This window comes from Paraburkholderia sp. J94, from assembly GCF_905220285.1.
Lineage (GTDB): Bacteria > Pseudomonadota > Gammaproteobacteria > Burkholderiales > Burkholderiaceae > Paraburkholderia > Paraburkholderia tropica_A.
Genome location: NZ_CAJMZH010000002.1, coordinates 519,391 through 546,358 on the forward strand (window position 1 = coordinate 519,391; position 26,968 = coordinate 546,358).

General features: G+C 59.9%; 26 protein-coding genes and 2 pseudogenes. 13 read left to right on the top strand and 15 right to left on the bottom strand.

Features of this window, described 5'->3' with window-relative positions; genetic code table 11:
- The first annotated feature begins 238 nt into the window (after positions 1–238).
- Together U4Y88_RS05585 and U4Y88_RS05590 are read left to right on the top strand one after the other, a co-directional pair.
- A complete protein-coding gene (locus U4Y88_RS05585) occupies positions 239–1,633 on the top strand; it encodes a selenium-binding family protein (protein ID WP_321782793.1) in 1,395 nt (464 codons plus the stop codon).
- Positions 1,634–1,645: 12 nt separating this feature from the next.
- Complete coding sequence (locus U4Y88_RS05590) at positions 1,646–2,290, top strand: hypothetical protein (protein ID WP_321782795.1); 645 nt, start codon at positions 1,646–1,648, stop codon at positions 2,288–2,290.
- A 27-nt stretch (positions 2,291–2,317) separates the two neighbouring features.
- Here the strand turns inward: U4Y88_RS05590 and U4Y88_RS05595 are convergent.
- Positions 2,318–2,701, bottom strand: a pseudogene (locus U4Y88_RS05595) (short-chain dehydrogenase/reductase); the annotation flags it as partial.
- A gap of 260 nt (positions 2,702–2,961) precedes the next feature.
- Between U4Y88_RS05595 and U4Y88_RS05600 the strand changes: the two are divergent.
- The 5 genes from U4Y88_RS05600 to U4Y88_RS05615 all read left to right on the top strand — a co-directional run bounded on the left by U4Y88_RS05600 (position 2,962) and on the right by U4Y88_RS05615 (position 6,863).
- Entirely contained in the window at positions 2,962–4,419 is a 1,458-nt protein-coding gene (locus U4Y88_RS05600; RefSeq protein ID WP_321782797.1) for an AAA family ATPase, read from the top strand.
- 112 nt (positions 4,420–4,531) lie between these two features.
- Positions 4,532–4,825: a GNAT family N-acetyltransferase gene (locus U4Y88_RS37740; RefSeq protein ID WP_415774402.1), complete on the top strand. Its 294-nt coding sequence runs from the start codon at positions 4,532–4,534 to the stop codon at positions 4,823–4,825.
- A gap of 159 nt (positions 4,826–4,984) precedes the next feature.
- Positions 4,985–5,443, top strand: a complete 459-nt coding sequence (locus U4Y88_RS05605; RefSeq protein ID WP_321782799.1) for a GNAT family N-acetyltransferase — start codon at positions 4,985–4,987, stop codon at positions 5,441–5,443.
- A gap of 94 nt (positions 5,444–5,537) precedes the next feature.
- The gene (locus U4Y88_RS05610) at positions 5,538–5,999 is read left to right on the top strand and encodes an NUDIX domain-containing protein (protein WP_321782801.1); all 462 of its coding nucleotides are present in this window, start codon (positions 5,538–5,540) and stop codon (positions 5,997–5,999) included.
- Positions 6,000–6,389: 390 nt separating this feature from the next.
- Positions 6,390–6,863 carry a GNAT family N-acetyltransferase gene (locus U4Y88_RS05615; RefSeq protein WP_321782803.1) on the top strand — a complete coding sequence of 158 codons (474 nt, stop codon included), beginning with the start codon at positions 6,390–6,392 and terminating at the stop codon, positions 6,861–6,863.
- A 463-nt stretch (positions 6,864–7,326) separates the two neighbouring features.
- On the opposite strand, the gene U4Y88_RS05620 is transcribed toward U4Y88_RS05615, so the two are convergent.
- Positions 7,327–8,034, bottom strand: a complete 708-nt coding sequence (locus tag U4Y88_RS05620; protein ID WP_321782805.1) for an HNH endonuclease — start codon at positions 8,032–8,034, stop codon at positions 7,327–7,329.
- Positions 8,031–9,380 carry an AAA family ATPase gene (locus U4Y88_RS05625; protein WP_321782807.1) on the bottom strand — a complete coding sequence of 450 codons (1,350 nt, stop codon included), beginning with the start codon at positions 9,378–9,380 and terminating at the stop codon, positions 8,031–8,033. The genes U4Y88_RS05620 and U4Y88_RS05625 overlap by 4 nt, the downstream gene beginning before the upstream one ends.
- A gap of 482 nt (positions 9,381–9,862) precedes the next feature.
- On the opposite strand from U4Y88_RS05625, the gene U4Y88_RS05630 reads away from it, so the two are divergent.
- Positions 9,863–10,381: a hypothetical protein gene (locus U4Y88_RS05630; protein ID WP_321782809.1), complete on the top strand. Its 519-nt coding sequence runs from the start codon at positions 9,863–9,865 to the stop codon at positions 10,379–10,381.
- 119 nt (positions 10,382–10,500) lie between these two features.
- Complete coding sequence (locus tag U4Y88_RS05635; RefSeq protein ID WP_321782811.1) at positions 10,501–11,667, top strand: Shedu anti-phage system protein SduA domain-containing protein; 1,167 nt, start codon at positions 10,501–10,503, stop codon at positions 11,665–11,667.
- A gap of 197 nt (positions 11,668–11,864) precedes the next feature.
- On the opposite strand, the gene U4Y88_RS05640 is transcribed toward U4Y88_RS05635, so the two are convergent.
- The 4 genes from U4Y88_RS05640 to U4Y88_RS05655 form a co-directional block, all read right to left on the bottom strand.
- Complete coding sequence (locus U4Y88_RS05640; RefSeq protein WP_321782813.1) at positions 11,865–12,656, bottom strand: DNA adenine methylase; 792 nt, start codon at positions 12,654–12,656, stop codon at positions 11,865–11,867.
- A gap of 189 nt (positions 12,657–12,845) precedes the next feature.
- Positions 12,846–13,403 (bottom strand): lysis system i-spanin subunit Rz, encoded by a 558-nt coding sequence (locus tag U4Y88_RS05645; RefSeq protein ID WP_321782815.1) that lies wholly within the window; start codon positions 13,401–13,403, stop codon positions 12,846–12,848.
- Positions 13,403–13,900: a lysozyme gene (locus U4Y88_RS05650; RefSeq protein WP_321782817.1), complete on the bottom strand. Its 498-nt coding sequence runs from the start codon at positions 13,898–13,900 to the stop codon at positions 13,403–13,405. Before U4Y88_RS05650 ends, U4Y88_RS05645 begins: the two co-directional genes overlap by 1 nt.
- Positions 13,893–14,237 (bottom strand): hypothetical protein, encoded by a 345-nt coding sequence (locus U4Y88_RS05655; protein WP_321782819.1) that lies wholly within the window; start codon positions 14,235–14,237, stop codon positions 13,893–13,895. Before U4Y88_RS05655 ends, U4Y88_RS05650 begins: the two co-directional genes overlap by 8 nt.
- Here U4Y88_RS05655 and istA point away from each other — a divergent pair.
- A complete protein-coding gene (istA, locus tag U4Y88_RS05660; RefSeq protein WP_321782821.1) occupies positions 14,230–15,747 on the top strand; it encodes an IS21 family transposase in 1,518 nt (505 codons plus the stop codon). The genes U4Y88_RS05655 and istA overlap by 8 nt on opposite strands.
- Positions 15,737–16,546 (top strand): IS21-like element helper ATPase IstB, encoded by an 810-nt coding sequence (istB, locus tag U4Y88_RS05665; protein WP_321782823.1) that lies wholly within the window; start codon positions 15,737–15,739, stop codon positions 16,544–16,546. Before istA ends, istB begins: the two co-directional genes overlap by 11 nt.
- Positions 16,547–16,610: 64 nt before the next feature.
- On the opposite strand, the gene U4Y88_RS05670 is transcribed toward istB, so the two are convergent.
- The 3 genes and pseudogenes from U4Y88_RS05670 to U4Y88_RS05680 all read right to left on the bottom strand — a co-directional run bounded on the left by U4Y88_RS05670 (position 16,611) and on the right by U4Y88_RS05680 (position 18,162).
- A complete protein-coding gene (locus U4Y88_RS05670) occupies positions 16,611–17,114 on the bottom strand; it encodes a recombinase family protein (protein WP_321782980.1) in 504 nt (167 codons plus the stop codon).
- A gap of 51 nt (positions 17,115–17,165) precedes the next feature.
- A pseudogene (locus U4Y88_RS05675) lies at positions 17,166–17,459 on the bottom strand (recombinase family protein); the annotation flags it as partial.
- A gap of 52 nt (positions 17,460–17,511) precedes the next feature.
- Complete coding sequence (locus tag U4Y88_RS05680; protein ID WP_321782825.1) at positions 17,512–18,162, bottom strand: SDR family NAD(P)-dependent oxidoreductase; 651 nt, start codon at positions 18,160–18,162, stop codon at positions 17,512–17,514.
- Positions 18,163–18,539: 377 nt separating this feature from the next.
- Between U4Y88_RS05680 and U4Y88_RS05685 the strand changes: the two genes are divergently transcribed.
- Complete coding sequence (locus tag U4Y88_RS05685; protein WP_224009634.1) at positions 18,540–19,388, top strand: NADPH-dependent oxidoreductase; 849 nt, start codon at positions 18,540–18,542, stop codon at positions 19,386–19,388.
- 69 nt (positions 19,389–19,457) lie between these two features.
- Positions 19,458–20,369: a 2-dehydropantoate 2-reductase gene (locus tag U4Y88_RS05690; protein ID WP_321782827.1), complete on the top strand. Its 912-nt coding sequence runs from the start codon at positions 19,458–19,460 to the stop codon at positions 20,367–20,369.
- A 31-nt stretch (positions 20,370–20,400) separates the two neighbouring features.
- Here U4Y88_RS05690 and U4Y88_RS05695 read toward each other — a convergent pair whose 3' ends face one another.
- The 5 genes from U4Y88_RS05695 to boxC form a co-directional block, all read right to left on the bottom strand.
- Entirely contained in the window at positions 20,401–21,606 is a 1,206-nt protein-coding gene (locus U4Y88_RS05695; RefSeq protein WP_321782829.1) for an L-dopachrome tautomerase-related protein, read from the bottom strand.
- 131 nt (positions 21,607–21,737) lie between these two features.
- The gene (locus tag U4Y88_RS05700; protein WP_224009640.1) at positions 21,738–22,202 is read right to left on the bottom strand and encodes a PaaI family thioesterase; all 465 of its coding nucleotides are present in this window, start codon (positions 22,200–22,202) and stop codon (positions 21,738–21,740) included.
- A 255-nt stretch (positions 22,203–22,457) separates the two neighbouring features.
- Entirely contained in the window at positions 22,458–23,702 is a 1,245-nt protein-coding gene (boxA, locus tag U4Y88_RS05705) for a benzoyl-CoA 2,3-epoxidase subunit BoxA (protein ID WP_321782831.1), read from the bottom strand.
- Between the two features lie 29 nt (positions 23,703–23,731).
- The gene (gene boxB, locus U4Y88_RS05710; protein WP_310630709.1) at positions 23,732–25,159 is read right to left on the bottom strand and encodes a benzoyl-CoA 2,3-epoxidase subunit BoxB; all 1,428 of its coding nucleotides are present in this window, start codon (positions 25,157–25,159) and stop codon (positions 23,732–23,734) included.
- A 52-nt stretch (positions 25,160–25,211) separates the two neighbouring features.
- A complete protein-coding gene (gene boxC / locus U4Y88_RS05715; protein ID WP_321782833.1) occupies positions 25,212–26,951 on the bottom strand; it encodes a 2,3-epoxybenzoyl-CoA dihydrolase in 1,740 nt (579 codons plus the stop codon).
- Positions 26,952–26,968: the final 17 nt, after the last annotated feature.

Below are 26,968 nucleotides of genomic sequence, written 5' to 3' on the forward strand. Positions count from 1 at the left end.
TAGAAACTCTGGCCTCCGAGATAAATGTCGACGAAACGAATTCACTGTTTTCATGGCTCGCATAATCGCGCGACGGTTTTTATCCCCATTTGCATCATGGGCATTCGCTTCTTTCCTTAAGACATAAGCTTATTCCCTTATGAAATAAGGCGCGGCGGGCGACACGGTCCATACGCGCAAGCGCGCGCTGGTGCATCATAGCCACTCGATCTCGTCGAAGACGAAGGAGGCGACAACGATGGCGACGTGGAAACCGGATCCGACGTTTTACCCCTCAGCACGTCTGGCCGCCGACGCGGCCCCTGAGAAACTCGCGTGGGTTGCGAGTTTCGACCCCACTAGCGCGGTACCCGACTCGCTCGACGTCGTCGATCTCGATCCCGCCTCGCCGGAATTCGGCCGCATCGTTCATCGGCTCGCCATGCCCAACACCGGCGACGAACTGCATCACTTCGGCTGGAACGCGTGCAGTTCGTGCCTGTGCCCGAACGCGCCGCACGCGCATACCGAGCGCCGCTATCTCGTCGTGCCGGGGCTGCGTTCGTCGCGCATTCATATTGTCGATACGAAACCCGATCCGCGCCGCCCGCGCATCGTGCGCGTCCACGAACCGGAAAGCGTCGCGCAGCGCGCGGGTTACACGCGCCCTCATACGGTGCATTGCGGGCCGGATGGCATTTACGTGACCGCGCTCGCGAATGCTCAAGGCGAAGCGCCCGGCGGCATCTTCCTGATGGACCACGAGAGCTTCGATATTCTCGGCCAATGGGAAATCGAACGCGGCCCGCAGGAACTGGCCTATGACGGCTGGTGGCATCTGGGCTTCGACACGGTCGTGACGAGCGAATGGGGCCTGCCCGCGACCTTCGAAAACGGCCTCGTGCCCGAGGTATTGCTGGGCGGCCAGTACGGGCATCGCCTGCACTTCTGGGACCTGCATACGCGTCGGCACAAGCAGACGCTCGACTTCGGCGCGGAGAATCAACTCGTCTTCGAACTGCGGCCCGCGCACGATCCCACGCGCCCCTATGGCTTCGTGAATTCCGTCATCAGCCTGAAGGATCTCTCGGCCTCGATCTGGCAGTGGTATCTCGACGGCGACCAGTGGGCCGCGCGCAAGATCATCGAGATTCCCGCCGAGCCCGCCGACCCCGAATCGCTGCCGCCGATGCTCAAGGGCTTCAGCGCCGTGCCGCCGCTCGTGACCGATATCGCGCTGTCGCTCGACGACCGCTTTCTTTACGTGGCGTGCTGGGGCACGGGCGACCTGCGGCAATACGATGTTTCGGACCCCGAACATCCAAAACTCACGGGAAGCGTGCGCATCGGCGGCATCGTTTCGCGCGCGACGCATCCGCGCGCAGGCGGACGCGCGCTCAACGGCGGCCCGCAGATGGTCGAAGTGAGCCGCGACGGTCGGCGTGTCTATTTCACGAACTCGCTCTATGGCGCGATCGATGCGCAGTTCTATCCCGAAGGCATCGACGGATGGATGGTGAAGCTCGACGCGGGCGCGGACGGCGGCCTCGCATTCGACGAGCAATTCTTCGTCGAGTGGCCGAAGACGCATCGGCCGCATCAGATCCGGCTAGAGGGCGGCGATTGCTCGTCGGATTCGTACTGCTATCCCTGAGCGCGCGGCGCGATGAGCGGCATCCTCGAAGGCTTCGACGCGCACTGGGTGGCCTGGAGCGCCGTCGTCGGCAGCGGCGTTTTTCACGGCGCGAATCCGGCGATGGGCTGGTTGTTCGCGACGGCGCTGGGCCTGCAACGGCGCAATCGCGCCGCGCTTCTGATGGCGCTGCCGCCGATCGCGCTCGGACACGCGGCGTCGGTGCTGCTGTTGACGAGTTCGATCGCGCTGCTCGGCGCCTGGCTGCCGCGTCTCGCGCAAGGCGGGCTGCATTGGGTGCTGGGCGCGCTGCTGATCGGCTGGGCGCTCTGGCAGCATGTGTATGGGCATCGGCACCGCGTGCGCGTGGGCATGACGGCGGGTTTTCTGGGGCTCGCCGCGTGGTCCGCGTTGATGGCGACGCTGCATGGCGCGGGACTCATGCTCATGCCCGCGATGCTGCCGTTGTGCGGGGCAGGCGGCGCGAATCCGCTGGCCGTGTCGTTCACGTTCACCGCGCTGCACACGCTCGTCACGCTCGCGACCACGGCAGTGATCGCGCTCGTCGCTTATGAGTATGTCGGGCTGGGAATGCTGCGGCGCGGCTGGATCAATTTCGACTGGTTATGGCGCGGCGCGCTGGTGGCCACGGGGACGTTGGTGATGGCGGCGGGGTGAAGCGCCGCTCATCGCGCCTTACTCCGCTCACTCCCCCGCCGGAAAATCCGTCCCCAGCCCCGTCTCGCGCCACGTTTCGATATCGGCCAATGCAGCACGCAGCCGAGCCGCCACCGCATCCACGCCAAACGCGCCCAACACCAGATGACGCGGCGGCGACTCCACCTCCGTGATACGAATGATCGCCTGCGCGGCGCGCTTCGGATCGCCCGGCTGGTGACCGCTGCCTTCTGCCGTGCGCTCCATGCGCGCGCCCGCCGTCGGCGCATAATCGGCGATACGATTCGGCGTCTGCACGAGCGAACGCCCCGCCCATTCGGTGCGGAACGGCCCCGGCTCCACGCAGGTCACCTTGATGCCGAGCGGCCCGGCCTCCGCGAGCAGCGAATCGGAAAAGCCCTCGACCGCGTGCTTAGATGATGTTTACTTATATATACCGTCGCACGAACAGCGAATGACTTGCTGGCAAGACCTTCCCGTCAGCCGTTCCGCCCCCGCGGCGACCGCTACTGGGGCCGGCTCAAACCGGCCAGGAGCGGACGGTCGACACAGTTATCTGAATCGTCGACAATCGATGCCGCCGTCACTTTCGATGCGTCTGGTAAGCCACACAGAATGCTCGCTAAATATCCTTATCAAATTGGCATTAATTACAAAAATCAGGATCACAAATGGTAGATTTAGTCTTTAAAGGTGAAGAGGGTAAGCCGGTTGCAACTCTCGTCGGCGCAAACTGCATAAATATAATATTGGGCAGAAATGGTTCTGGGAAGAGTCGATTTCTGCGGCTGGTTGATTCATATATCGCCAATGACAACAACTATCGTGCAGTCTACGTAACTCCCGAACGAACCGGATCCTTCCAACGGGATGGGAATATTGAAACTAATATGGCCAGCCCGGGCTGGACAGTAAATGTCAGACGCGCCAACCAGGTACAGAATGGCTTTAGCTTCAAGGCGATGTCCCATCTCGCCCTCCGAAATGCGGAAAATGCCTACCTACGGCGTCTTCAGAATACGGATGCTCGCGGACGAAGCTTTCAAACCGATTGCCTTGATCCGATCGGCAAGATGTTAGCCAACGTCTCAATCGAGCAAGGGACCCCGGATTTCCTTTTCCGCACGTTCGACGGTACGTTGGTGAACCCTACCGAACTGAGTAGTGGAGAGTCCGAAACCATTGCGGTCGCCTCAGAAGTATTGAGCTTTTTTTTGTCGGTGGACCCGTCCAAAATCAACGTACTACTGCTTGATGAGCCAGACGTGCATCTGCATCCCGATCTCCAAGCTCGCTTCGGCCAATACCTGTTAGACCGGCTTGCCGCCTTGGACGAGTCAGCTAGGAAAAAAGTGGTCGTATGCATTGCAACTCACAGCACCGCGCTCGTTTGTGTCTTGGCGAACAGTGAGTTTGCCGTCGTGGGGACTAAGGAATTCGATAGCCAGACGGTGCAACTGAGTACCGTCTCGGAAGACATCAAAAAGGTGGCGCCGTTCTTCGGTCATCCGCTCTCACTGAGCTTAAGTAATGATCCGATGTTAATCCTGGAAGGCGAGGACGACGAACGGGTGTGGCAGCAGGCCGCCCGCTCTGCGCAGGGCAAGATTCGCGTTTTTCCCGTACTTGCTCATTCGGTTGATCAACAATCAGACTTGGAGGTATTTTGCGACAAGATGCTTCGATCAATCTATGACCAACCCAAAGCCTACTCCTTGAGGGACGGCGACGGCACGCCTGGACCGCTCTCCGCAGTAGGATGCGTCACACGTTTCCGGTTACAGTGCTATGCGATCGAAAATTTGCTCCTCAGTGACGAATGTCTCGGCAAACTGGGAACGGACTGGATTAGATTCCAAGCACTGGCAGAGGAGTGGATGGCGAATAATGCGGGGCATAAGGATCTTCCTCTTCTGCGTGAGCTGGTCTCTTCAAATGATCGGTTAAAAAACGTCAAAATTAAAAACCTTCGGCTTCTTATCGTAGCGATTGCGAAAAGTACCAAACCTTGGGAAGTTGTCGTGGGTCAAACTTTGGCCGGCGTGAAAGGGTTGCAGCCCACATCTACTACCGGCTTTTCAATTTTTGATTTTCTCGGCGATGGGATGCGAGAAACGTTCCTCAGTTGAAGTGTGTTGGTGATCGTTCATAACTCGATCAGCAAAGGATGTTCACACCTCCCTAAGCAGCGACTGTGAACCAAGACGTAATTATTGAAAGCGTTTTGGCGTATTTGTCGTAATCCCTGAGGGACACAAGATTGAAATCCACTTTGGGATCGGCGAGCGATTCTGGGGGCGCGGACTTGCAGTCGAGGCTGCCCGGGTCGCTATGTCGGCACTCTGGCGCTCGCCTGACGTCCAAAGAATCCGGACGGTGTGTGATGTTGAAAACACGGGCTCAAAACGAGTTTTGGAAAAACTGGGATTTCAGTGCGAGGGGACGTTGCGGAAATGGTTGGTGCTTCCAGCGTTCGGAAATCTCGCGAGAGATTGCTACGTATTCTCCAGCATGTCTCGCCGGGAAGTTAAGTAGCATTTGCAATGCTGGAGCCTCGGACCGAGTGCGGCCAGAAGCGGTCCGTCGAGGGTGGCGTGCAGATCGCCAACAATCGCGCACTATAGACGGCAATGCAGTGCTGGGACACCACGGCTCATCTAAAATTCTTTCAGCTTCCAACCACTATTGAACCCCGTGAGCCCCCATCTGACTATTCGAATAGCGCAGAGCGCAGATGCCGACATCCTTCAGTCGTTGTACCGTCAGTTGGTCGACGAAAATGTCAGGGTTACGGCGTTCCAGATACAGGTTCTTGAGAACGACCCTCGCACCCGGTTGCTGGTTTGCGAGGTTGATGACCGTGTCCGGGGTACCGTGTTGGTTTGCCTGTGTGCGGACGCTATGTACGCCGGGCAGCCCTTTGCGGTAGTCGAAAATCTCGTTGTTGACCAAGAATGCCGCAGCAATGGAATCGGGCTGGCGTTGTTACGTGAAGTCGAGCGATTTTGCCTGTCACGGAACTGTTCGAAGATGATGCTGCTCAGTTCGGCAACTCGCGTTGACGCACACCGCTTCTTCGAACAGGCCGGCTTTCTTGGAGACCGAAAGCGCGGGTTCGTTAAATATCGCAGCCAGTTCGGCGAAGCGACCTGAATTCTGTCGTCGCTTGCTGCCAATTTTGACACATTCGACAGAGTTGCTTGGCTCCCCGACAATCGGACCAGCCCAATCTCATTGTGGGGGGAAGGTGTCGCCGCAGATTGATAACGACAGCTACATCAGTCGGCTGAGAAAGAAGGTTGGAACGGATCTGATTTTGAGTCCGTCCGTTGCAGCCGTGATCCACGACTATGAAGGTAAATTGCTGCTTCAGGAGAAATCGTCAGGAGAGGCGTGGAGTCTTCCCGCTGGTGGAATTGAACTGGGCGAAAGCCCCCAAGAGGCCATCTTCCGCGAGGTCATGGAGGAAACCGGATATGCCGTCCGCATTCACGGTATTCTCGGCGTGTTTGGCGGACGACCGTTCCGATACACGTATCCAAGTGGCGACCGCGTCGAATACGTAGTGACTCTGTTCCAATGCAAAATCATTGATGGCTCAGGGATACCGAGCGATTCGGAAACCAAGTCGACTCAATATTTTTCAAGGCACGACATGCCGGAACTGGCACTTCCATATCCGAAAGACGAATTGTTTCGCCCTTTCTAATACCACAGCCGGCAACCGTTGCGATTTGATCCGCTTCCAGATCCGGCCAATTTTGGCCGCTCGTGGTGGCTGCCTCAATCGACGACGATCTTGTGATCTCTCTTGACAGCTACGCTCCAGAGCGGCAGTCTTCGGTTATGAACTGCGACGCGCGCAATTTTATGATGTGCACCATGACCGCCACTGGCGAGTCGTGGGAATCGTGACGTTCATACATCGCACATAGATTTCCTCAACGGCCCCGCCAGTCATGACGGGGCCGTGTCTTTTCAGTCGCTCCGTTTGCATTGGTGCAAATAGGAGTGGTTGTATGCATGACAAAATACGTGTTTCCTATCTGCTGAACCTTATCGGCGCGTGGTCCTGGATGATCGCTCCGAGGAGCCCAGCATGCTAACAATACGCAAAGCTACCAGCGACGACACACTCGACGCGTGGGATATTCGCAGGACGGCAGTGCTCGCTGCGTGCGCTGAATACTATCCGGAAGCATTCCTGTCGGCGTGGGTTGATGGTTCACCGAGCGACAAATGGGCCCACGTTGTCGAACGCGACTTTTATGTGGCCGTTGATGAGGGATGCGTCGTCGGCACAGGAATGCTTACCGTCGAAAACGGGCAAGTGGATGCCATCTTCGTCCGGTCGTCTCACATGGGGCGCGGTATTGGACGGAAGATGTTGCATTTACTCGAAGCGTTGGCTCGCGATCGCGGAATTGCCTCGATGAAACTCGATGCCACGCTGAACGCGGCGCCCTTTTATCGATGTTGCGGTTGGTCAGGGGATTCGATTTCGATCTACCGGACGTCGCGCGGGCTCGAACTGGCCTGCGTGCCAATGACCAAGTGTGTTGCGCTGCCGTAGCTTTGATCCCTCACCGACCGGTGCCGCACGCAGTCGGTAAAACGCCGGTCTGAATGGGCGCAATCGGCACCGCTGTGAGGCCACTCCGCTTCGTTTATGCCGTTTGCATGAAGGCCGTGACCGCGGTGATCACCGCGCTCGGCCGTGGGGCGCTAGCCGGCCAACATGAGTCGGTCGCGGAAGGCCACGCGAGGACATTCAGGTGTCAGCGGCGTACTCCAAAGCGGCCATCCAGCCCGATCTCTCAAGTTTCACGCCCGACTGCCGTAGAGCCGGTGTGAGCGCGCCTTGCCCGGGTACGGACGCGGTGTCCGACGTATTCCAGCTGATATCACTTGAGCGAAGGGGGCGGTCAGTGGTCGAGAAAGCTGACTTGAGAATAGTGATTCAGGGGGGCCTGCTGATCGGCGGTGAACTTGTGGTGCTTTAGTCTACGAACAACACTTTACCTAACAACTGCTTACTACGGCAGCACACGGGGTATGGCCTTATACCCGTTTGCAGCGTCGAAGCAGTGTTTCGCCGTACCTGGAATGCGGTCCAGGATGCGTTCAAGCATATCCGGATCGTCATGGAAGACCGTCATCCAAATGGACCAGAAATCCTTTATTTGCAACACGATCTGGACTCGCATTTGCGGGAAATTACACTGGGCTAAATTCAGTTTCGATTGCACGGCGATGTCCCAAGCCTCGCGCCGGTTGTTCCACCGGCGGTCGGATGCGTTTGTTTCCTGCTCGTGACAAGTAGGAACTTTGTCCAGTCCGACTAGTTCGACAATGTTTTTGGCCCGAGTATGATCGGTACCAGGTGCGGCCTCGACAAGCCCACCCTGCTTGTAGATCAAACCAAGAAAGGTGTTGTCCCGATCCGGCCAAAGGTGGTCGTTGAGATCGATATCTTCGTTACCCTTTGTGCTGTTGCAGTTTGTGCATGCGAGCAGGAAGTTTTCCCAGTTGAACTCGCGAGTCGGGTCGTTGGTGACAGCGCCTGGTGGCTTTTTGGGCTGGACATGCTCCACCGCCAAGCTGGAATCGAGATGCTGCTCGCAAAACGAGCAGCATTCTCCGAGTCGCTTGATGAGCTCACCGCGCGCCATTGAGTAAGCACTGAACGCAACCCGCTTTCCGTCGTCGTCAGTGGGCCAGGCCCCGCGCACCACCGGTCTCACGCGTCGTCCCTCGGGGAACTCGCATCAGGAGCACCATCAATTCCAGAAGCCATGCGTTGCATCTCAAGGAAGGCGTGGTAGGCCACGTTGTCACTGAACGGGCTAGACAGCTGATCGAGTCGCTGCTTGAGCTTGGCCTTTAGCTCCTCACTTCCGTCCTGGGGGGGCTCTTTGAGTAAACGAAAATACTCCAGCGCGGCGTTATACATTTGCTGGTAGCGCTCTCCGCGCTGCGGCACCGGGACTTTCATCACATCTTCAACGATGTCTTCGATGGACCGATTGACGTACTTCGCGTCCGAAGCGGGCGCGGCAATATCAGTTGGGATCGACCTCGCCTGAGCAGGCTTCAAGCCGCGCCCTAGGTCGATGACTTCTCCGGATTCCAGAGATTGCAAGATGAATGGAGAATGCGTGGAGACAATAAACTGCAGCGCGGGAAACGAGTCCTTCAGATCCGTAACGACGCGGCGTTGCCATTTGGGATGCAGGTGCAGATCTATCTCGTCGATTAGGACAATGCCTTGTGTCTTTCGCGCGGCTTCAGCGCCGAATTGCGGGTTCAAACGCGAGGCGCGATGGGCAATATCGGCAATTATCCCGATCATGTTTCGATAACCATCGCTCAAATCGTCGAATGGGATCAGGCCTTCGTGGTCTAGCTTGACCATCAGGTGGTCGTATCCAATGTCGAAAAAGAAACTCTGTGCTCCCGGGATGCACGCCGTCACCGCGTTGCTGACGGCGTCCAGCGCTGGTATCTCAACTTGCTTCTGTAGTCTTGAGAGGGACAGGCGTTTGAACCATTTCTCAAATGCCTTGTGATCCGATTTCGGGTCAAGGCAATACCGGTAGCCCATGAGGCGAGACGCCGGCTGATCCGTCTCGATATCGTCGTGCTTGTCCCAAAGGCGGCCTGCACCATAGTACAGAAGTAGTGGCAGGTCGACGTCCGACTGCTTGGTCACGCGATCGCGCGCCTCCTTGCCCTTTTTGACAAGAGTCTTTGCTTTGCCGCCTCGGTCCCCAAGGTCCCGCCGCCATTGAATGCGTTCGTTGCCCACCGCAGCCGTAGCCTCCAGCCAGACGTCAGTGGTAGGCTCATAGAAGACTTGGCCTTCGATCTCCTTGTAGACAGCATGCGCATCACTATTCTTGATCGTGCCTCCGCCGGTCGTGAGTTTGCTGCCTTGAAAGTAGGTATTAAGCAGCAACGCCAGTGCGTCGAGTACCGTTGTCTTGCCCTTCCCGTTATTGCCAATCAGGACATTGAACTGAGGATTGAACTGAAAGAAGGCCTCCTCGTACCTGCGAAAGTTGTACAGCACCAGTTCGGAGATTTTCATTGCCTATTGCCTTGGTAATCGAGGACTTCAGAACTCGCGTGGGCTTACGGTGCGCGTGCACATAAGCTCGGCCACTCTGCATCGACTTACGGAGGGCGTTTGGATCGCAGTTAACAGTTGGCGAAAACGTGCCGTCTTCACTGGGCGGCCTACGCGGGCAAGCCGCAGGTTTTCCTGCGACTATTATAGCCGTCGGGGCCGTTGATTTTACCGGCTATCGAGGGCAACGGATGACCGCTCATCACTCGATAGCTGCCGTCCGGCCGCCCATGCCGCGGGGACTGGAGTGGGTCGGCAGCGGCCAACGGCCTCGTCGACTGGTGGGCATTCCCCTTCCTCACGCCCGCGACACCCCGCCCCCACGGACTACTACCGGGGCTGGCCCGAACCGGCCATGAGCGGCCCCGGCTCATTGGGCCAGCCCTAGCGCGATTTGGAGATGTCGCGATACTGTATATGCATACAGTATTTTGAGCGATGAGATGGAACCTCTCTGGGAATGGAAGTGGGCGGCCTGGGATGAAAAAACCGGATGCTTCGTCCCGACGCCAGTCTGGATGACCGATGCGGAGGCGCGCGCTGACTGGTGGGCGTTCAACGACCAGCGTTCGCACAAGATTGACCACGCGAAGCGCGATCGGAACCGCTCGATCGGGCCGCTGATCGACCCGCCGGCCGATAACGTCGACTGGTCGAGCGAGCGCCAAGCACGCGCCAAGGTCTCGCGCTATAAGCTGCCGCCCTTCTTCACACCGACGTACGAGGAACTGCGCCGGATCTGGAGCGAGCAGCGCAATGAGGACGTGAGGCGGCTTGCGCTAGAGGTTCAGTGCGGTCGCTATGCGCTGAGCGAACTCGAAGCGCTCACGGCGGAAGAGTATTGGCACATTGACAAGCAGAGCGCGACGATCGTCGACGCACGCAAGGCGATTGCGCGCATCCGGCGTCGCCTGCGGCAGGAAATGGAACGCATCGGGCCGCTCACGGGCGAGCGCCGCTAGTCGGCCAGAAGCAGCCGGTCAAGTGGCGCCGGCTGCAGCCATGCCAGATAATTAACGATGGCAATCGGCGCATTTCATTGGCCGCGCCTTAGATTCGACTAACCGTTGGAACTGGACTTATGCTTTTCGATAAATTCGTTGATGAGACTAGGCTTTGGTGGTCCGCATATTTCCGGGGCATTATGAAAGCCCAACTGGATGGAAGATTAGATCCCAAAGGCGGGAAGATTTTCTATCCAAACATACTTCTCGCCACAAACTGCTCTGGCTATTACGTTGCTGAATTTATCGGCGCGTCCGAGAAATTTGACTATCTTTCCATAAAAATCCATAAGGAAAGATCTATTTATCGATACTTAAGTCAGTTTGACGATCGGAAGCCTGATCCAGTTTTCAACCTCAATGGCACGAATAATGGCATGCGCTTTCTTTGCCTAGCTCACGATGCAGACTTTGATGCAATAAAAGAACGATTTCCGCAAATCGAACTATATGGATCCAAGTTAAATCGAGTTGGCGGGCACGGCAGCACACTAGCATTCGACGAGAATTTTGTCTCTTGCGCAATAGAAAATTGCATCCTAGTTAATAGGAACGAGAATATTTTTCGGTGTAAAAGCATTCTTTCCGCATACATAGTAAAGAGCACAATTAATAAGACTCAACTTATTGATTTGTTCGAGAGTACCACGCGCGCCAATGAAGTTAAGGGCATCCATACGGTCGGAGACGCAGACGTTAGGTTCGTGGTTGGCGAGCAACTACAAAGCATGTTTCTCTTTCCGAATCTTCGAGAGACAACAATCGGGGAATTCATAATGCGCCACCCGGATGTCGTAAAAAAGGCGTTTAAGACGAACCACTTTGAATATGAGCCTTACCTTGAGTGGCTAGAGCACGATGGAACCTGCGAAGACAATGCCATAAATCCTGATCTATTGGTAAAGCGAGAAGACGGATTTTACGATATCTACGATCTGAAAACAGCGCTCCTTGATAGAGGAAGCATTACCAAGGCGAGCCGCAACAGACGTCGATTCATTGACTACGTTGAAGAGGGGATATCTCAGTTGGCAAACTACCGTGAATATTTCGAATACCCGGAAAATGCTGCCTTGGCGAAGCGTAAGTACGGCATCGAAGTAAATGACCCGAAACTCGTCTTGATTGTCGGAAGTTGGGAAAACGTTGACACCGATGAGGTCAATCAAGCTTGCCGGAAATACAGGAATGTTAGCGTAGTCGACTACGACACGTTGTGTCACATGTTTTTGGGTGCCCAATAGAGTTTATGTACAAATTTCGAGGAGAAAAAACGATAAATATCTGCCACGTACAAACGAAACTCGTCCTATGAACGACCATTTCTGGGTCGAGTTCGGCAACCCGCGTGTGCACCTCCACTCCTTTTGTAAGGCAGCACCCGGACGCTGTTGCGAATCCGTAGTACAGCGCCCGGTGCCGAAGCCGCTCGCGAAGGCCTCTAGAAAAGTCCGGCAGGCGAAGCCGCGTCGTCCCAACTAAAGATAATCACCTCTCTGCTCGCAGCCTCTCGACCGCCGCCCCCGACCGTGTATTTGATATCCACTGTCTCAACGTGGAAAGCGTCAAATACTTCCCGAATAGCCGGATGGTCGTTCAGGCTTACGATTGCCTTCCCTTTCAATGACCGAAGCCGCTTGGCCATTTCCTCATATTCCGAGAACGGAAATGAAATGCCATACCCTTCGGTTTCCCAATACGGCGGATCAAGGTAAAAAAGCGTATGTGGCCTGTCATATCGATCGATACAGGCCTTCCAGTCGAGATGTTCAACAAAGGTCTGAGCGAGTCGCAGGTGTGCCGCTGAGAGCGTTTCCTCCAGACGCAACAAGTTGAGCCCCGGCGGCGACGTCGTTGCAGTGCCGAACGTTTGCCCCTCGACCTTGCCGCCAAAGCAATTTTGCTGCAGGTAATAAAACCGTGCGGCTCTCTGAATATCTGTGAGCGTTTCCGGGACTGTTTCCTTCAGCCACTCAAACACCTGCCTGCTCGACAGCGCCCACTTGAACTGCCGGACGAATTCCTCCAGATGGTGCTGAACAACCCGGTAGAGGTTGATGAGATCCCCGTTCACGTCATTGATCACCTCCACCTTCGCAGGCGGGCGCATGAAATACAGCGCTGCGCCGCCCGCAAAAACCTCGACATAGCATTCGTGAGCGGGAAAACGCGGAATGAGATGGTCAGCGAGGCGGCGCTTTCCGCCGATCCACGGAATGATAGGGTTTGCCATAAGTGGTAAGCCACGCTTTGATGGACTAAGAGAAAAACAAGTGCGAACGTTTCGAAAGCCAGACGAAAGGTTTGCATCCTGATAACTTGAGGACTGGCTGCGGTCCCGACACCTCCGCAGCCACTGACGCATAGCGCCAGGAGACTCGCACTAGCCGCCGCACCTGAGCGATGCGGCGGCTTTTTTTCGTCACTGCACCGCGCTCGCGTCGCAGCCGGGCGTTTTCGGCCGGACCGCACACACGTAGGCCTGCAAGGCTTTCACTTTGTCGATTTCGTGCTGGTCGTCTCCAGCGACCCCGAAAACGCGTTCTGCAACCGCTGGGTCGAGGTCTGCAGTGGCGGCGCCACCATCGCCCACGCCGGCGGCGCCGGCAGCTCCGGCGACGACGCCGGAATCGGCTGCAGTGCAGTTTCGCACTGCGACGCGCACGCGCTCAGTGCCAGCTGCAAGAGCAGCGCGATAGTTGCGATTGTCGGCTTCATGTGCGTCTTTCTCCTTCGTGATTGCCGCGTCTGCGGCGGCCAGTGCGGCTTGCGCCACGTTGTGCGCGTCAATCGCGCGGTTCTCGCCCTCGAGCGCAGCACGCGACACGTTGAGCATGTCGTTCGCGTGCCGTTCGTTGTCCTTCGCGTGCGCAGCCTGCTCGACGGCCAGCACTCCGCCCGCGCGGACGTGCTCGGCACCGAAGCCGATGCCTGCGCCGATCAGCACCGCAATCAGGTAGGGCAGAATGGTTTTCAGCATCACAAACCTCTCTCACAGATGGCACGCTCCTTCGCGCGCCGCTCCACCAGACCGGGAAGCACCCGGCCACCAGATGTCACCCACTGCGGCTTGCCCGAGTCGGACTCGTTCATCGCCTTGCAGGCGCCACGGTAGTCCCCCGCATTGAAGCGCCGAGCCGTCGCGCTGCCGCAGTACGCCCCGGCGCCGATGTTGTAGGCAAAACTCACCGCTGCCCCGAGCTGAAAAGTTCGGCCCTTCAGGCCGGGCGTGCACTTCAGTACCGGCTCGGCGTGCCCGATCAATTGCGTTTCGAGCGACTCGCGACACTCGGCGTCGCTGTACGCCTTGCCGACAACGACGTCATGCGTATCGCCCATGCACTTCGTCGGGATTCCGACCGGATCGAGATAGCCGCGCAGTACGACGCCCTCGAACTGCGGGACGGTGGAAAATAAAAGGGCTGCCGTAGCAGCCCCCACAACACTCACCAGCGTTTTCCTTGGCACGTTAGCCATCTGCTTTCTCCACGCGCGTCAAGCGCGCAACGAGCACCAACACGAAACCCGCAGTAGCGATCCAGCGCGCCCAGCCGTGCGGCAAAGCTGCTTTGAGATCGTCCGGCACCTTGCTCCACGCATCGAACAGCGCCGGACCGGCGCCGAAAGCGATGGACATGACCGCCGACGTCTGCACCGACGCAAGCCGGTGACTTTTGCGCCATTCCTCGATCAGTTGTTGAGCCGCGTGCAAAACTGACCCACTTCTACTAGAAATTTGCATCGAAAACTGACCCACGTGTTCAATGCCTGCTTGGACGCCAAGCAGGAGAGCCGGAGTGATTACGGTGAGCATGTTGGCAAAGATTCGGCGGATGCATTTCCGCGATGGCGTCCCGCTGAGGGACATATCCCGGCGTACTGGCCTGTCACGCAACACCATACGGCGATGGTTGCGTGAGTCTCCTTCAACTGGTGAGCCGAAGTATCCGAAACGAGAGAGCAGCAGCGTTGTCGACCCATGGTCGGAGCAGTTGCGTCTTTGGCTACTGGCTGATACGCGAAGGCCGAAGCGCGAGCGGCGCTCGGCAAAGCAGATGCACGCCGATTTGCGGGCTGCTGGATACGATGGCAGCTACGACCGTGTCTGTGCGTTCATCCGCAACTGGAAGCAGAACCGCGATGAAGGCGCTCTACGAGGAGCCTTCGTACCGCTCGCTTTCGAATATGGCGAGGCATTCCAGTTCGACTGGAGCTGCGAATACGTCTTCATCGGTGGCCTACGACGCCGGATAGAAGTCGCACACACGAAGCTCGCCGCAAGTCGCGCATTCTGGCTCGTCGCCTATCACACGCAGAGTCACGAAATGTTGTTCGACGCGCACGCGCGGGCGTTTGCCGCGTTCGGCGGCATACCCCGACGCGGCATCTACGACAACATGAAAACCGCCGTGGACAAGGTGGGGCCAGGAAAGGAGCGCGCCATAAACGCTCGCTTCCATTCGATGTGCAACCACTACCTGTTCGAACCCGAGTTCTGCAACCGCGCTGCGGGCTGGGAAAAAGGCATCGTCGAGAAGAACGTTCAGGACCGTCGTCGTCACATCTGGCACGAAGCAATCCGCACCCGGTGGGAGTCGCTTGATGTTCTGAACGTCTGGCTGGCCGAGCGCTGTCGGCACGCGTGGCAGGAACTTCGTCATCCTCAATGGCCCGAGCTGACAGTAGCAGACGCGTTGCAGGACGAACGCCCGCGGCTGATGCAGTGCCCCAAGCCGTTCGATGGCTACATCGAGCAGCCCGTTCGCGTGTCGTCAACAAGCCTCATTCACTTCCAACGCAACCGCTATAGCGTGCCTACGGAGTTCGCAAATCATGTTGTGAGTTTGCGAACGTATCCGGCGTATATCAGCGTCGTCGCCGATGGCAACGAGATTGCGCGCCATGCACGTAGCTTCGACCGATACCTGACCTTCTACGACTGGACGCACTACATCAGCCTCGTCGCCCGCAAACCAGGCTCCCTACGAAACGGAGCCCCGTTCCTCACAATGCCAGAGCCGATGCAGCGGCTTCAGCGCCACCTGCTTCGACAGGTGGGTGGCGACCGCGTAATGGTACAGGTGCTATCGGCAACGCCTGTGCATGGGCTGGAAGCGGTGCTGGTTGCCGTAGAGCTTGCTCTCGAATCTGGCAGGCCAAGTGCCGAGCATGTACTGAATATCCTTGCTCGCCTGAAAAGCCCCGCGTCCCGCAGCTCCGACGGCGTACAGACTTCGCTACGGCTGAAGATAGAGCCACTCGCCGACGTCCACCGGTACGAAAAGCTTCGCACTCCGCGCAAGGAGGATGGCCATGTCGAATGAAACCGCAGCGCAACTCAAGTCGCTCAAGCTCCATGGAATGGCGCAGGCGTGGCCAGAGCTCGTCGCCCAGGCGCGGCACAACGAGTTTGAACCGGAGAAGTTTATGCAGATGCTGCTAAAAGCCGAGACGGCCGAGCGACTGGTTCGGTCCATCAACTACCAGATGACCGCCGCGAGGTTCCCAGCGCATCGCGACCTCGCTGGCTTCGACTTCGAACAGGCCAGCACGGACGAGCCGCTCGTGCGTGAACTCCACACGTTGCAGTTCTGCGAATCGGCGCAAAACGTAGTGTTCATCGGCGGGCCAGGTACTGGAAAAACCCATCTCGCTACGTCGCTAGGCATCGAGGCCGTGCAACACCACGCAAAGCGCGTGCGCTTCTACACTACCGTTGAACTGGTGAACCAGCTCGAAGCAGAGAAAGCAGCCGGGAAACCGGGGCAAATCGCCAACAGGCTGATGTATGCAGACGTCGTCATTCTTGATGAACTCGGCTACCTGCCGTTCACACAAACAGGCGGCGCACTATTGTTCCACCTGTTCTCAAAGCTTTACGAACACACAAGCATCGTTGTTACAACGAACCTAAGCTTCACCGAGTGGTCGAGCGTGTTCGGCGACGCAAAGATGACTACTGCTCTGCTTGACCGCTTCACGCATCACTGCCATATCGTGGAAACGGGCAATGATTCGTGGCGCTTCAAGAACAGCACAGCAGCGCAACCCACGAAGCGGACTACGTCCCGCAAAACCTCACCAAAGACTGCAAAAGACGAAGAAGTTGACGCGCAGGAGTGATGATTCTGCGCCACGAGGGTGGGTCAGTTTTAAATGCAAAAAGTGAGTCAGTTTCTACTGCAAATCAACAACCGCACCGCAGCCTGCGGTGACCATCCTGAGGAAGACCGTCCTCGCGACGAGCACGATTCAGCATGTTCTGCCCCACCATTAGCTGTCCGCAATACCCGCAATAAGTCAGGTGCAGACCCGTAATCAGTGCAGGCAGATCACCTTTGACTTTCCGTATCTCACGCTTGCTCACCAGCAGCTGAAGTTCATCGTATTCAGCCTCGGAAATCAGCGGCGGATAGTAGCCCTTGAGCACGAACGTCTGACCATCCGCGTTCATGACCTTGTCGCCCATCAGATTGCGCTGCTTTACGAGTCTGCCAATCCTGTTCGTTGGGTACTTTTCGCTCACCGTGAGGCCTTCAGCTGCGAGCCGCCTCGTGATATCAACAGCGCCGTAACCCGCCTTGTAGTGATGCAACATTCGACGCATAGCGTGCGCCTGAGTCGGCTCTAGAGCAAAGCCACTTTCCCTCGAATGCTTCACCCATACAGGATCGGTAGCGGTCCCGCCCACCAGTCCCCGATATGTGCCCGCGATCCAACCTTCACATTGGCGACGGTAGGCTGCGCGAACCCGCTTGCTTTTAGTGTCGCTTTCCTCGTGCGCGCGAATCATCACGGCCAGACTGTAGAAAAGCTTGGCTGGATCCTTCCTTATGCCGTCGAAGCTATACACCTGGCCGTCGGCCGCCGTCACAACAGCGACGCCTGCGGTAATGATGCCGGAGAGTTGCGTCTGTGCGATCAGAGGCTCCGCGCGAGACAGACGGTCCAGACCCTCGACTACCAGGACAGAGCCGGAAGGTACGCGGCCCTCCTCGATCGCGCGCAGGAATGCGCCAAGCGCGCCTTTTTTATGTGCTTTTGATGATAAGCAGAAAGTCCCTCATCACGCAGAGACAAGCTTTCGTCTAGTTGCAAGCCATGCTCGACCGCCCACCGCTCAGCGTAATCCGATTGCCGCGCTGCGCTGCTGCCAGCCGCCTGCTTCGGCGTACTGAATCGCAAGTAGCTGTATACGCGGGCATGCCGCGTTGGCGTTTCGGTAGTATTCTTAGCGCGCATGGAAGCCCCGAAAAAAGTGTGCGCACAAGTATATATTGGTTCACAGCGTGCTTGCTCGCCGCGTAATACCCCGACCCCGGAAAGCCCGCGAGCCCCGCCACCGACGTAATGTTAATCACGTGTCCGCGTTTTTGCTCGCGCATGACAGGCAGCACCGCGCGCGTGAGCGCGAACAGGCCGAACACGTTCGCATCGAATTGCGCGCGGATCTGCTGCTCCTCGCCCTCCTCGATCGAGCTTTGATAACCGTAGCCCGCGTTATTCACGAGCACGTCGATCGCGCCGAAATGCTCGCGCGCCTGTGCGACAGCCGCGGCGATCTGCGCCGGATCGGTCACGTCGAGCGCAACCTTCAGCAGACGCTCGCCCGCCTCGGGCGCGAGATCGTCGAGCGCGGTCTGGTTGCGCGCGGTCGCGACGCAACGCCAGCCGCGCGCGAGCACGGCGCGCGCGAACTCACGCCCGAAGCCGATCGAGCAGCCGGTGATGAACCACACTGGAGAAACATTCGTGGAAGCATTCGAAGAAGAAGTCGCCGACATGACAGGGCCTCGCAGACGTTGACACAGCAGAGGTGAACACAGCGGATGCAGCCGCAAACGCGCGCCAGGGCGGCGCGCGAAAGGCAACCGGAAGGCGCGCCGCCGTCGAGCCGATCGCCGAATCAGTCGTCGAATCACTCGTCAAACTGCGTGGCGCACGCGCGCGTCGATGATAGCGGTAACGCGCCATCCGTGCAGAGCGCAGCGCGCGTGCCCACGCCCGCCCACGCATGCCTCAGCGCCAAATCGCGAGGCCATGTACCATACGGCGCTCGCGCCCACGCGCTCCGCTTATCCTGTCCGCATTCAACGCATCACCCGGAGTCAAACCGATGTCCACCCTCAGCACGCCCGAGTCCGCCACCCAGAACGCCACCGAAGCCCTCGAAACGCGTTACGGCACGCCCTGGCACGCCCCGTTGCCCGCCTGGAACGCCACGCTTGACACGCTGCTCGCGCATCGCTCGGTGCGCAATTACGCCGACAAGCCGCTGCCCGAAGGCACGCTCGAAACGCTGATCGCGGCGGCGCAATCGGCTTCCACGTCGTCGAATCTGCAAACGTGGAGCGTCGTCGCCGTCGAGGACCCGGAACGCAAGGCGCGTCTGTCGAAGCTCGCCGCCGACCAGTCGCAGATTCGCGAGGCGCCGCTCTTTCTCGTCTGGCTCGCCGACCTCAACCGCCTCGAAGCCGCCGCCGAGCGCACGTCCGCAAGCGCCGAGGGTCTGCACTATCTGGAGACGCTGTTCGTCGGCGTGATCGATGCCGCGCTCGCCGCGCAGAACGCCGTGGTCGCGCTCGAATCGCTCGGCCTGAGCTCGGTGTATATCGGCGCGATCCGCAATCAGCCCGAGCAGGTCGCCGCCGAACTCGGCCTGCCGCCGCGCGTGATGCCGGTGTTCGGCCTCTGCGTGGGCTACGCGGACGAATCGCGTCCGGCGCAAATCAAGCCGCGTCTGCCGCAAAGCGTCGTGCTCCATCGCGAGCAATACGACGCGCCCACGCAAACCGAAGGCATCGCGCAATACGACGACGTGATGGGCGCCTTCCAGACCGCGCAAGGCCTGAGCGCCGCCGGCTGGACCTCGCGCTCGCTCGCGCGCTGGCGCAGCCGCGAGTCGCTGCATGGCCGCGACCGTCTGCGCGATGCGCTCCAGGCACTCGGCTTCGAGTTGCGCTAAGCAGCGCACGCGCACGACCGCATAACAATCATCAGCATAACGAAGTGTTCGAATGGAGGAGCAACGCAAATGAAAGTCGCCATCATGGGGGCGGGCGCGGTGGGCTGCTATTACGGCGGCATGCTCGCACGCGCGGGACACGACGTCGTGCTGATCGGCCGCGCCCAGCACGTCGAGGTCATCGAACGCGAGGGTTTGCGTCTGGAAACGCAGACCTTCGACGAGCGGATCGGCGCGCCGCATCTGCGCGGCAGCACGGAGCCCGCCGCCGTGGCGGGCGCGCAGCTCGTGCTGTTTTGCGTGAAGTCTCCCGATACCGAGAGCGCGGGCGAATCGATCAAACCGCATCTCGGCGCGGACACGCTCGTGCTCACGTTGCAAAACGGCGTCGATAACGCCGAGCGTTTGCGCACCGTGATTCCGCAGGACGTGGCCGCCGCCGTGGTCTATGTGGCGACGGAAATGGCCGGGCCCGGCCATGTGCGCCATCATGGCCGAGGCGAACTCGTGATCGAGCCGTCGCGCAGCAGCGAAGCCGTCGCGCAGACACTGATCGACGCGGACGTGCCGACCGAAATCTCCGCGAACGTGCGCGGCGCGCTCTGGGCGAAGCTGATTCTGAACTGCGCGTACAACGCGCTATCGGCGATCACGCAATTGCCGTACGGACGTCTCGTGGAAGGCGCGGGCGTGCGCGACGCCATGCATGACGTGGTCGAGGAATGCAAGGCCGTGGCGCATGCCGACGGCGTGACGCTGCCGCCCGACGTCGAAGCCGCCGTGCGCCGCATTGCCGAAACCATGCCGGGACAGTTCTCGTCCACCGCGCAGGATCTCGCGCGCGGCAAGCGCAGCGAAATCGATCACCTGAATGGCCTGATCGTGCGGCGCGGCGCAGCGCTCGGCGTGGCGACGCCCGCGAATCGCCTGCTGCACACGCTCGTCAAACTCATCGAGGACAAGGCGCACGGCGCGCTTTGATCGCCGAGGCAAGGTCCCCCGTGCCGCCGCTTCAGCCCGCGAATAATCCCGACGGCTGCGGCGGCAGCTTCACGCGAAAGATCGCGAATCGCCCTTTGCGCGGATAGCCATTCGAGAAGTTCAACTCGTGCAGATGCGAGTCCGCGAAATACAGATAATCATTCTGGAGTGCGAATCCATCGGCCCATGAGATCTTGCCGGGATCATCGACGAGCGTGCGTTGCGTGAAGGCCGGTTTGCCCTCGAGCGTCACGGGCGCGAGCGCCACCACCGTGCGCTGTTCGAGATCGCCGCCGTAAAGCGTGCCGTCCGCGCCCATCAGCAAGCCGCCTGTGAGCGCGTAATCGCCGAGCGATTGCACGCGCTGCCCGAGCGCTTGCGGCGAGAGCGTTTCGTCGACGAGCGCCTCGGTCGGCACGCGCCAATAGTGATGATCGGTGAGCGGACGATAGTAGAGCCAGTCGCGCTGCGGCGACAGCGCGATGCCGTCGGTTTGCAGCACGAGCACCTGGCCGTCGAGCTTGCGCGCCACGCGGTCGCCGAACATCAGATGCTGCTTCGGATCGGAAACGCTGGAGCGGTCGCCCGCCAGCACGAGGCGCGCGCGTCCGTCGCTCAAGCGCGCGACCACCACGCCGCCCCGATTGCCCGCATTGCTGATGAACGCATAGCCGTGCTGTAGATCGATGCGCACGTCGTTGATCGAATCGGCGGGCGTGATCGCGGACTCGAACGTATAAGTGCGCACGGGCGTGGGCTTCTCGAGATCGAACTGCAAGAGCTTGGGCGGCTGCAGGCGCTGATCGGCAGTGGGCAGCGACGAGTCGAGCACCCACAGGCGGTCGCGTTCGTCCACCCAGAGCGCCTGCGCCGAAATCCACTGACGCTCACCAGTGCGATTCGGCTGATACGTGTTCCAGCGCGTGTCGGGAAACGGCAGCAGGCTGCCGCTGCGCAGATCGACTTCGACGACGCTGAAGCGCGATCGATGCACCGACGAAGGCGCGGTCGCGAATACGCGCCCCGCTTTCGTCACGCCAATGCCGACGAGGCGAAAATCGTCGCCGAAGGTCGCGACTGTTTCGAGTTTCGAATGATCGGGATTCGGCGCGGCCCGTGCCGCGGATATCGGCACAACAGTGGGAAACACTGCGGGTAAGGCCGCGCCGCACACGGCGGCGCCCAGCTTCGCGACAAAGCGTCTGCGCGAGCGCAGGAAGGAATGCACGGCGTCCATGCTGTCTCCTTGCGGTTGGGAAGCCGTGCGGCTGTCACGGCCCTCGCTGATGATGTGGCAGCCGCGAGGCCTTGTTGGTTCCCTGTAAACCGCGGGAAGCGAGCGCCGTGCCCGTCTTTATCCGCGCTGCATCAAGTGCTGGACGACTCACGTTCGAAAACAAGCAGCGTCGAGGTCGCCGACGCATAGAGCTTGCCCGCCGCATCGGTAATCGACGCCTCCGCGAAAGCCGCGCGACGGCCGATGCTCAGCACGCGCCCTTCCGCACGCACCGGCCCCGTCTTCGCGGTCATCGGACGGTGGTAGGCCACCTTGAGTTCCAGCGTGGTGTAACCCTGATTCGGCGCGAGGCGCGAATGGGCCGCGCAGCCGCAGGCCGAATCGAGCAGCGTGGCCGCGTAGCCGCCATGCACCGTGCCGATGGGGTTGTACGCATGCAGTCCCGGCACGCCTTCGAACACCACGCGGCCTTCGTCGACTTCGACGAGCTTGAAACCAAGGGTTTCGCCGATGGGTGCGCTGCGCCCGCTCGCGAGCATGCGCTGGAGTTGTTCGAGGCCGCTCAGGTCGGCGGGCAATTCAGCAACGAGGTTCATGGCAGTCCGGTCTCCGTCGGGTTGCGCTGGGTTGCGCGCTGGGTTTCGCCAACGCGTGCGCGTGTGTGCTCACGTATGCGTGCGTATGCACAGATGCGCCCAAAAAATCGGGCAGTGTGCGCCTCTGTCTTGCGACTGACTGTTGCGCAAGGTTGACGCGCGCGCCGCCGTCCCGACATCCTACCTCGTTGCGAACGATCGTGCACAAATCGTTTTGAACCTGAATCGATGCTCCATTCCAGCGCGTACGCGCCCTCAATACGTTTCGAGGTGCAGCCGCCCTTCGCGCTTGAGCCGCTCCCACAGCGCCTCCCAACCGAGGCCGTGCGCCTCGGCGATTTCGGCAAGCGCCTGCAACACGCCGTCCTCCATGCCCTTGAGCCCGCAGACATAAACATGCGTGTTGCCATCCGCGAGCAGCGGCGCGACATCGGCGGCCCGCTCGCGCATGGCGTCCTGCACATAACGCTTCGGTTTTCCGCGCGTGCGCGAAAGTGCGAGATTCGTGTCGATGAAATCCTTCGGCAAATTCATCAGCGGTCCGAAATAAGGTAATTCCGCCTGCGTGCGTGCACCAAAGAACAGCATCAGTTTGCCCGTTGCGCCTTTGAGCCTGCGGCGACGGCGATATTCGGTCATCGCGCGCATCGGCGCAGAACCGGTGCCGGTGCAGATCATCAGCAAATGCGAGTTCGGATGATTCGGCATCAGGAAAGTGTCGCCGAACGGCCCGATCACCGTCACCACGTCGCCTTTCTTCAGATCGCAGAGATAGTTCGAACACACGCCGAGCGTGGCCTTGCCGCCGTGATCGCGCGTCACGCGCTTCACCGTGAGCGAGACGTTGTTGTAGCCGGGCCGCTCGCCATCGCGCGGACTCGCAATCGAATATTGACGCGCGTGATGCGCGCGGCCCTCGGCGCTCTCACCAGGCGGAAGAATGCCGATCGACTGTCCTTCGAGCACAGGAAACGGCATCGCGCCGAAGTCGAGCACGAGGTGATGGATATCGCTTTCCGTGGCCTCGTCGGTGAGGCGATAGTTGCCGACCACCGTGGCCGTCGTCGGCGCCTTGTGCGTGTAGAGATTCACGTAAGGACGCGCCGCCGACCATGGCGGCACGGTCGAACCGCGCACAAGATCCGAACCGACGACCGCCGCATCCGGCTCCTCGCTCACGGCGTCTTGCGATACGCTTTCCGCCGCTGCGGGCGCGCTTACCGTGGGATTCTGCGTCGGCAATTCGTCCCACGAAAACTGCTCGTCGAGGCTGTATGCATTCGCCTTGAACACGTTGCGCCAATTGTCGATCGCGCCCGTGGGACACGGCGGCACGCACGCCATGCAGCCGTTGCAGACCTCGGCCTTCACCACATAATTCGTGCCGTCATGCGTGATCGCATCGATCGGACAGGTTTCTTCGCAGGTGTTGCAGCGAATGCAGATCTCGGGATCGATCAAATGCTGCCTGAGAATGTCCACGGGAACCGGTCCGTTCATGATTGTCTCCCTGCCTGCCGCGCCGTCTTTCAGTTGAAGCGCACGTACTCGAAATCGACGGGCTGACGATTGATGCCCATCGCGGGCGGCGCGATCCAGTTGGCGAACTTGCCGGGCTCCACCACGCGCCCCATCAGCGAGGCCACATACGCGCGATCTTCGGCGGTAGGCAGCCAGTTCGCCTCGTTCGCGGCCCATTGCGCCTCGTCGATCACACGGCCATCAGGCGCTACGCGCAAGCCCGCGAAGGTGCCGATCTGCCGGTTGAACGCCTTGTGCGGCACGCTCAGCCGAAAGCCGATGCCCGCCTTCTCCAGCACCTTGTTCCAGCGGTTCACGCCCGCGACCGAGTCCTTGATGTAATCGTCGCGCAGCACTTCGTTCATGGCGTTGAGCATGGGCACCTCGCGCTCCACGAGCTTGCCCTCCTGCACGTCGAGCAGCCGATACTGCTGGCCTTCGAGGCGGTGATCGTCGTCGCGTTTCGTTTCCTCGTAGCGGCCCTTGAGGCCGGAACTGTAGAACGTCGCCGCATTCGACGAATGGTCGGCGCCGAACAGGTCGATCGTCACCGAGTAATGGAAGTTCAGATAGCGCTGGATCGTGTCGAGGTCGATCACGCCCGCTGCGCGCAGACGCGCCGCGTCGTCGGTGCCGAGTTCGTTGATCGCCTGCGCCGTGCGCTGCACCACGCGCGAGACGCCCGATTCGCCGACGAACATATGATGCGCTTCCTCGGTCAGCATAAATTTCGTGGTGCGCGCGAGCGGATCGAAGCCCGATTCCGCGAGTGCGGAAAGCTGGAACTTGCCGTCGCGGTCGGTGAAATACGTGAACATGAAGAACGCCAGCCAGTCAGGCGTTCTCTCGTTGAATGCGCCGAGAATGCGCGGATTGTCGTCGTCGCCGGAACGCCGCTCCAATAATGCTTCGGCTTCCTCACGACCATCTCGACCGAAGTAGCGATGCAGCAGATACACCATCGCCCACAAATGCCGCCCCTCCTCCACGTTCACCTGAAACAGGTTGCGCAGATCGTACATCGACGGCGCAGTCAGACCCAGATGACGTTGCTGCTCGACCGACGCGGGTTCGGTATCGCCCTGCGTGACGATGATGCGGCGCAGGTTCGCGCGATGCTCACCCGGCACCTCCTGCCACGCGGGTTCGCCCTTGTGCGCGCCGAAATGAATCTTGCGTTCGGCTTCGCCTGGCGTGAGAAAAATACCCCAGCGATAGTCGGGCATTTTCACGTGATCGAAATGCGCCCAGCCGCCCGCGTCCACGCTCACCGCCGTGCGCAGATAAACGTCGAATCCCTGCGAGCCGTCGGGCCCCATGTCGCCCCACCACGAAAGAAAATTCGGCTGCCACTGTTCCAGTGCGCGCTGAAGCGTGCGGTCGTCGGCGAGATTGACGTTGTTCGGAATCTTTTCGCTGTAATTGATGGTCGACATGTCGGTTCCTTGCGGCGATTCATGCGAAATTCAAACGCGATACAAGCGACACTCAAACGCGCGTGGCATCGAACTGCGCCTTGCTGCCCTTGCCGTACACCTTGAGCGCGCCCTTCTCGCCCACGGCGTTCGGGCGATTGAAGATCCAGTTCTGCCATGCCGAAAGGCGGCCAAAGATGCGCGTCTCCATCGTTTCCGGGCCATTGAAGCGCAGATTGGCTTCGAGCCCTGTGAGCGCATCGGGCGACATGGCCGCACGTTCTTCCAGCGCGATGCGAATCTCGTCGGACCAGTCAATATCGTCGGGCGCGGCCGTCACGAGACCGAGGCGCTCCGCTTCCACAGGCTTGACCGGTTCGCCGATCTTCGCGCGCGCCGCGTCGAGCGGTTCTGCTTCGTTATAGAAACGCCGTGCGAGCCGCGACTGATGCGTGACCATCGGATAGAGACCGAAATTCGCTTCGGATAACGTAATAACGGGTTCTTCATCCTCGTTCGAAGGCAGCGCCGCCATATAGGTGCGGTCGGCGGCGAAAGCCAGTTCCGCGAACGTGCCCGCGAAACACGATCCCGGTTCGATCAGCGCAAACAGCGAACGCGACGACACGTCGATACGCGCGAGCGTTCTGCGCAGCATGCCGATGGTCTCGCGCACGAACCAGTGCTCGCGATGCGCGAGCAGCGCAGCGTCGGCGGCCAGCACCGCGCGCGCGTCGCCTTCGGTCTTGAGTATCCAGGTGCCGATATCGAGTTCGTTGCTGCGCATCGAGAGAATTGCGTCATCGAGTTCTCGTGCGAATTGCAGCGGCCACCATGCCGCGCCCGCCGCGACGATTGCGTCGATGCCTTCGGGCAACGGCGCGACCGGCGCTTTCGCCGTGAATGTCGCCGTGCGCTTCGCGCGATCGATCGTTACGTCGAGGTTCGCGTAGCGCAAGCCGTTCTCGTGCTCGACGCGCTCCACGCGCGTCAGCGTCACGCCTTGCGCGCCCACGGGACGGTTGCTCGACGCGGCCAGTTCGAGCGCGCGCGCGTGCACAGCCTGGCGAAACTGATTGGGCTTCACCACGTCGTCGACGAGACGCCACGCCTTCGCGCGCTCGCCGCGAATGCCCTCCACCACGGTGCAGAAAATATCGGCGCGATCGTGGCGCACCTTGCGCTTGTCGGTCAGGCGCGTGAGGCCGCCGGTGCCGGGCAGCACGCCGAGCAGCGGCACCTCGGGCAGCGCGACTGTCGACGAGCGATCGTCCACGAGCAGAATCTCGTCGCAGGCGAGCGCGAGTTCATAACCGCCGCCCGCGCACGCGCCGTTGACCGCCGCAATGAATTTGAGTCCCGAATGGCGCGACGCATCTTCGATGCCGTTACGCGTTTCGTTGGTGAACTTGCAGAAGTTGACCTTCCAGGCATGCGAGGAAAGGCCGAGCATGAAGATATTCGCGCCCGAGCAGAACACGCGCTCCTTGAGGCTCGTGAGCACCACCGTGCGCACTTCGGGATGCTCGAAACGAATGCGCTGAAGCGCGTCGTGCAATTCGATATCGACGCCCAGATCGTACGAATTCAGTTTGAGCTTGTAGCCCTCGCGTAGTCCGCCGTCCTCGGCGATATCGAGCCCGAGCGTCGCGATCGCGCCGTCGAAGCTGAGCGTCCAGTGTCGATAGCGCGAGGGATCGGTCCGGTAATCGACCGGCGCGACTGGCGCGACTGGCGCAACGGGTGAAACGGCTGCAACGCGCGCGGCCAGCGCGGCTTCTTGCGGGGCGAGGACGGTGTCGGCGGCGGCCATGGGCGTCTCCTGGGGAT